The organism is Actinomyces sp. 594, assembly GCF_019325145.1.
In the GTDB taxonomy this organism is placed as follows: Bacteria; Actinomycetota; Actinomycetes; order Actinomycetales; family Actinomycetaceae; genus Actinomyces.
In genome coordinates, this window is the sequence record NZ_PIZC01000004.1 from 1 (window position 1) to 5,545 (window position 5,545).

Below are 5,545 nucleotides of genomic sequence, written 5' to 3' on the forward strand. Positions count from 1 at the left end.
TAGTCGCCAAGCGCCCTCGCACGACGCAACAGCTCAATATGCCCGTAGTGCAACAAATCGTAGGTGCCGTAAGTGATGACGCGCTTCATGAGTCCTCGCATGGGTGATGGGGAGCCGCTCGCGACCGCGTGCTTGCCAAATCGTAACTAGCACGAAGGTCGCGAATGAAGAAAGCTTACCTGAGTCCCGGCTGTTCGGTGTCCCGCTTGCGGCTCGTCGTTGACCTGCGGTGAAGCCGCGATGGTCGAGCGCCGACGGCGACCTCGCACCCGCAGTAGACCGCCAACGGGTCCGCACACCATCCCGGCTCGCGAACGATCCATCCGACGCTCTCTAGTATGTGGCTTGTTACCTACGTCGGACCGCCGTCGCCCTCCCGCCTGAGCCCGCTCCCACCTATCGCATCTCTGGATCACCCATGTGGCAGCAAGGGCCCTGAAAATAAATCCGGCGGCCGCCCAAAAAAAGGGGCTAGTTCGTTTCGCGGCCGCAAGGGTGAGCCGACCGCGGGTTGTCGGGCACCTGGAAGCGGCGCCTGTGCGCTGCACCGGAACTGGCCGCCGCCTTCCCCGTGGCCGAATCGGCCAGCGTCTTCGCACCTGTAACCACCCACAACGCCGTTCCACCGCTGCCGCACCACTGCAGGGCAGACAACGCCCGCTAACCCGTTTACCCGAGAAGACCCAAGGTAGACAACCGAACGCTAGATACCGTAAAACCTGATTCCTGGAAGGTTATTCATGGGGTGTACGTGAAGGTGGGGGTGAGTATGCCGGTGATGGTTGTTAGGAAGGCTTGTATGGGGTGGCGGTAGCCGGAGTGCAGGACGCGCCAGGTCTTGAGGGCGGCTATGGTTGTTTCGACTACGAAGCGGATGCGGTCGGCCGAGGCGTTGTAGGACATGTCGGTCTCGTGCGGGCGCGGCCCGCGTAGCTTCTTGACGGGCGTGGTCATGCCCAGCCCGGTGGAGCCCCGTCGCCAGTAAGCGTTGGCGGTGCCTGCCCGCCGGGTAGGCACTCGGGCGGGACGTCCAGCAGGCCCGATGTTCCCAGCGCGGCGGCGTCGTGCGCGGATCCGGGCAGCGGGTCGGACACCCGTGCCAGAGCGCCGAAACGGGCACGGGCAACCTGCACGTTACGCACGGCAGTGCGGTACTTGCCTGCGAACAGGCCAGGTGCGCCTTTCCAGTCCCAGGTCTTGAGCAGGGTGCCGTCCACAATCTGCACCTGGATGGGGTCGATGTCCTCCACTGCAAGCACGCCGTTCCCCAGGGCGTAGGCGTCAGGGTGGCGTAGGCGCTGATGATGCGGGAGGCGGTGGGCTGGGAGACGTCGAAGACCTCAGCAGGAACTCCTGGCTGGTGTTTGTGGCGCAGCGCCATCACGTCCAGATTTACCAGCTGGTACCGGCCCGGTACCCAGGAGCCGCCCTAGCACGCACCCACTACGCGCGCGCATCGAAAATCCTCCACACCCCTACGAATACCCCTCCCGGTACTACCCCCGTTGATCATATATCCCTTCCGCTGCAGCAGCCGAACCCTTCTCTACGCCGCACCGACCGATAGCTCGCCAGAACTCGCGAATAGCATCAGTGGAGTACGTTCTGCTCTCGAACCTAGCCGCAGCCTCTCGGCATTCTTTCCAGCGCCGCATAGCATCAACCCAGAGGTCATGCTCGAGAGGCAGGATCCTCTGCGCGCCGTCCGGCCCCATTGCCCTTATTCCGTCGATATCAGAACCAATTACGGCGGTCCCCAAGGCCCGTGCCTCCAGGATGACCATGGGCTGCCCTTCATGGAGAGACGGGATCAACATCGCATCCGCGCGTGCGAGTATCGGGTACGGATTTCTTACCCACCCCGGCACGAACACCGCCTGCTCAATCCCAAGGCCATGTATCTGCGCCTCAACCTGCGGCCGCAATGGTCCGTCCCCCAGAAGAACCAGACGCGCATCCGAGCATTCCTTGCGGAAACTCGCAAAGGCATTGAGTAAGAATCCGTGGTTCTTCTCCGGGGACATACGCCCGACGTGTACGAATAGCGGTCTCGAATCGCCACACCAATCGATGAATCCATCAATCGATTGCTCATCTGCCAGTCGCTCAAGGACGTCAGGAACAATCACGTTCCGCGCATAAGTAAAGTTGGCGTCGGGAATGCCGTGCGCCTGCGGCAAACGCCTTGCGTTTGTCTCCATCAGCCCCGCGGAAACAGAGACCGCATGGTCAAACCGTGGAATCAGGCTCACTACGGCGGATAGCTCAGGCATCCGAAGTTCTATTTCGCCCTGGATATCATTGTGGAGATACAGCACCTTTGAGGCCTTGCTGTCCGCGATACCGAGAACCAAGCGGGCCATAAACTCGGAGTATCCGTCAAACTCGATCACGGCGTCAAAGGTCGCACCGGGAAGAACCCTGAGCCCTTCTCTCACGAACAGGCGGGTAATCACCGAGTCGAGCCCCGGCCCGGGAGCATACGCCAACTTATGGGCGACGTGCTGGGCGTGCACCTCCAGGCAGGATCTCGGCTGCGCACCGACCCTGCCAATCACACGCACATTTGCCGGGAGCTTGCGCATCGTCTCTTCGCGCCCAGGTTCATTCTGCACCGGACGCCCCTCCGTTAGCACCGTCAGTGACGTGCCCTGGTCGGCTAGCACGGTAATGAGGTTGACGAAGGAACTCGCCATGCCGTTTGGAATCAAGCTTTGGCGGACAAGTAAGCCAGATGATCCTCCGCCCAAGTCTCTTTGAGGATATGCCTCGTCTCGGGACGCCAGGAACGCCTCTGCTACACGTTCCGATGAGTGCCCGTCATCGGCCGGACCAAACTCCGCGATGAATGCTTCACGCTCCACCAGGTCAACCTTAGGCGCCGATATAGCTGCGCGTAGGCTTTCCAGGTTGTCGCAGACTATGCCGGGTAGATGCGACTGATCGAAGTAGACACCCCGGTTCTCGGCGTAGCGGTCCCAATCCGGCACGTAGAACACCATGGGACGCCGGGTCAAGGCGAAGTCGAAGTATATCGATGAGAAGTCCGTGACAAGGAGGTCGATGTCCGGCAGAAGATCGTAGGTGGAAACATGCCTGGGGACAAACTCGATCGTCGGGTCGATCCTCAACGCCGCTTGTTCTACGTAGTGATGGGCGCGCAGATAGGTGTCATATCCCGCATCCGCTAGCGCATCACGAATTGCCAGCAGCGTCTGTACCTGCTCCTCGAGCTCGGAGTCCTCACGCCAGGTGGGAGCGAACAACGCTCGCCTTGCCCCGCTACAGTGGGTGTCGCCGGCGGCTTCTACCAACACGTCGTTGCGCGGGTAGCCCGTGATCTCGATTCTCGCTTTGGTCAAGCCGTTGACATCGCACCCGTTAATCATCACGGACCGAGTGTGCTCGTTCGGGAAAATCGCATAGGTGGCCTGGAGGTAGTTCCGGGCCATGTTGAGATGCACCAGTGGCTCTTGCATGTCCTTCGCGAGCGTCTTGAGCGGAGTCCCGTGCCAGGTCATCAGGTACCGCTGTTCGAGACGCCGAGTAAAGTATGTCGGCCACGTGGAGTTATTGATCAGGTATTTGGCGGTCGCGAGAAGCCTGGTGTACTGCAAAGAGTCTTTCCGGACGACGATCACGTCGGCACGATCGGCGAGGTCTTCCGGGAGTACGGCATGCTCATCAACGGCCCAAATATGCAGGAATTCGCCTGGGTGCGATCGAAGGATCTCCCGGCACAGCGCAAGCGGGCTACAGTCGATTGAGATTCCGAGGTTGGCCTCATAGAGAATGACATCATCCTCCACCGCGCAGTCCTCCGACCACTCGACATACGCTGCCAGCTGTGCGGTATAGGTCCCAGTCCGCGGAGTATCAACCACCTTTGGCAGCGCCCGATTGAACGTGGTAGTCCGTTTGAGCACGCCTACAGCTCCGCGGAAGTCACCGGTGTCTGCGAGCAGTTCCGCGTAACGGTCTGCGGTTTTAGCCGCCAACGGGTGGCTGAGCAGGCTCACATAGCGATATTCCTCGATAGCCGTTGCTGTATCTCCCGCACGTTCGGCCAGACGCGCACGTTCCTCATGGCCACGGCGATCGGTCGAACCGAAGAAGCGCAGAGGCGCGATAGGTTCTTCGACTGGATCAACCTGAGAAACACCCGAATCGCTGCGTATAACATCTGCCTCGTCCGGGAACTCAGCTGATGGGATCCACGAGGGTACGCCCGCTATATCGGAAGCAGCTTCTGTCTGCTTGGTAGGCTCAAGCGCACGCGAAGGTGCGAGCCCCATGGATTCCCGCAACGCCTCGTAGGCAGCCGCATAGTAGCCAGCGTCTTCAAAACACCGGCTAATCTCTCGCTGAAGCGTGCGTATCCTGGATTGCTGTCCCGTCAGATTGTCTTCGGCCAGTAAATTGAGTAGTTTCCTATACTCCGTCAAAGCCGCATCACGGGCACCGGAAAGCTGAAGGGCCATTGCGAGGTCTTCGATCCACTCCGTGTTCATCGGCCTCAGATTGACCGCTGACCTCAGTAGCTGTGCGGCTTCCGGGAACTCGCACAGCATGGTCTTCATCGTTGCCGCACGATAAAGTAGCCCGGCCCGCCGCCACACTTCGGGCGAAGCTGCCGCGTCGTTGCGATACGTCTCCGCTGCGGCGTCGTAGTGCCGCCCCTCCTCGTGGAAGACACCCAGGCCCCACTTCTTGGCGTCCAGTTTCTGGTCACGATCCTGGGCCATCAAATAGCAGTGCCGGGATCGCGCCCGGTCGCCGGCGCGTTCGTGCGCGTATCCGGCACGGTAGTACGTCCAGCTTCCTCCGCTTAGCGCGGCCGACGCCTCGAAGGCCTCTGCAGCCGCCGGAAGCTGGCCGGCATCTTCGAGCACGGTTGCATAGTTGTATAGCCATTCGGCGTTATCTGAGTGACGCTCTGCAACTTCGGCCATCGCGCTGGCACGCAGCCAAGCGGGATCCTTCTTAGTAAAAGTAGACAAGTATTCTATATCTACCTTCGGATCTGCAAGGTCTTGTACTACTGCAGCGTAATACTCACGGGCGCGCGCCACCTCTCCCTGACGCATGTGCAGGCGCGCAGCGATAAGCTTGTCGCTATTTGTCTGCTGACCAGCCTTTGCCCGAGCATCTACCAACGCAACAGCGTCAGCGCACGCACCAGTCTTCTCAAGACTAAAAGCGAGGCGTCTCTCCGCCACGGAGTTTGTGGGATCTGCCTTCAGAGCTGCACGCAGAAGAGGCACCGCGGCCTCGTAGTTCTTCAGCCGGTACTCAAGGTTGCCGAGCGCAAACGCCGATCCTTCCTCAGAGTTCCTCTGAGCAGTCTGGTAGTACTCGCGCGCACGCGCGAAGTTGCTGCGATGCTCGTAGTACCGCCCTAACCGGACATTGGAGATCAGCTTCATGTCAGCGTCCTTGCTGGAGTCTCAGTTGTTCTGCATGTCGTTCTTGATCTGGGTGGTCGAGATCTCCGGCGTGCGCGGCAGGTAGACGACCTCGCACAGGCCCGCGAGCTGCTCGTCAA

4 protein-coding genes are annotated in these 5,545 nt (G+C 60.4%); all 4 read right to left on the reverse strand.

The window, feature by feature from the left end; all coding sequences use genetic code 11:
- Positions 1-89, reverse strand: an 89-nt coding sequence (locus GZ998_RS00180) for an adenylyltransferase/cytidyltransferase family protein (RefSeq protein ID WP_219108243.1), incomplete at its 3' end; no start/stop codon positions are given.
- A 649-nt stretch (positions 90-738) separates the two neighbouring features.
- Positions 739-954, reverse strand: a complete 216-nt coding sequence (locus tag GZ998_RS00185) for a transposase family protein (RefSeq protein WP_203234046.1) — start codon at positions 952-954, stop codon at positions 739-741.
- Complete coding sequence (locus GZ998_RS00190; protein ID WP_219108240.1) at positions 951-1,259, reverse strand: hypothetical protein; 309 nt, start codon at positions 1,257-1,259, stop codon at positions 951-953. The genes GZ998_RS00185 and GZ998_RS00190 overlap by 4 nt, the downstream gene beginning before the upstream one ends.
- A 237-nt stretch (positions 1,260-1,496) precedes the next feature.
- A complete protein-coding gene (locus tag GZ998_RS00195; RefSeq protein WP_219108242.1) occupies positions 1,497-5,426 on the reverse strand; it encodes a CDP-glycerol glycerophosphotransferase family protein in 3,930 nt (1,309 codons plus the stop codon).
- Between the last annotated feature and the right edge of the window lie 119 nt (positions 5,427-5,545).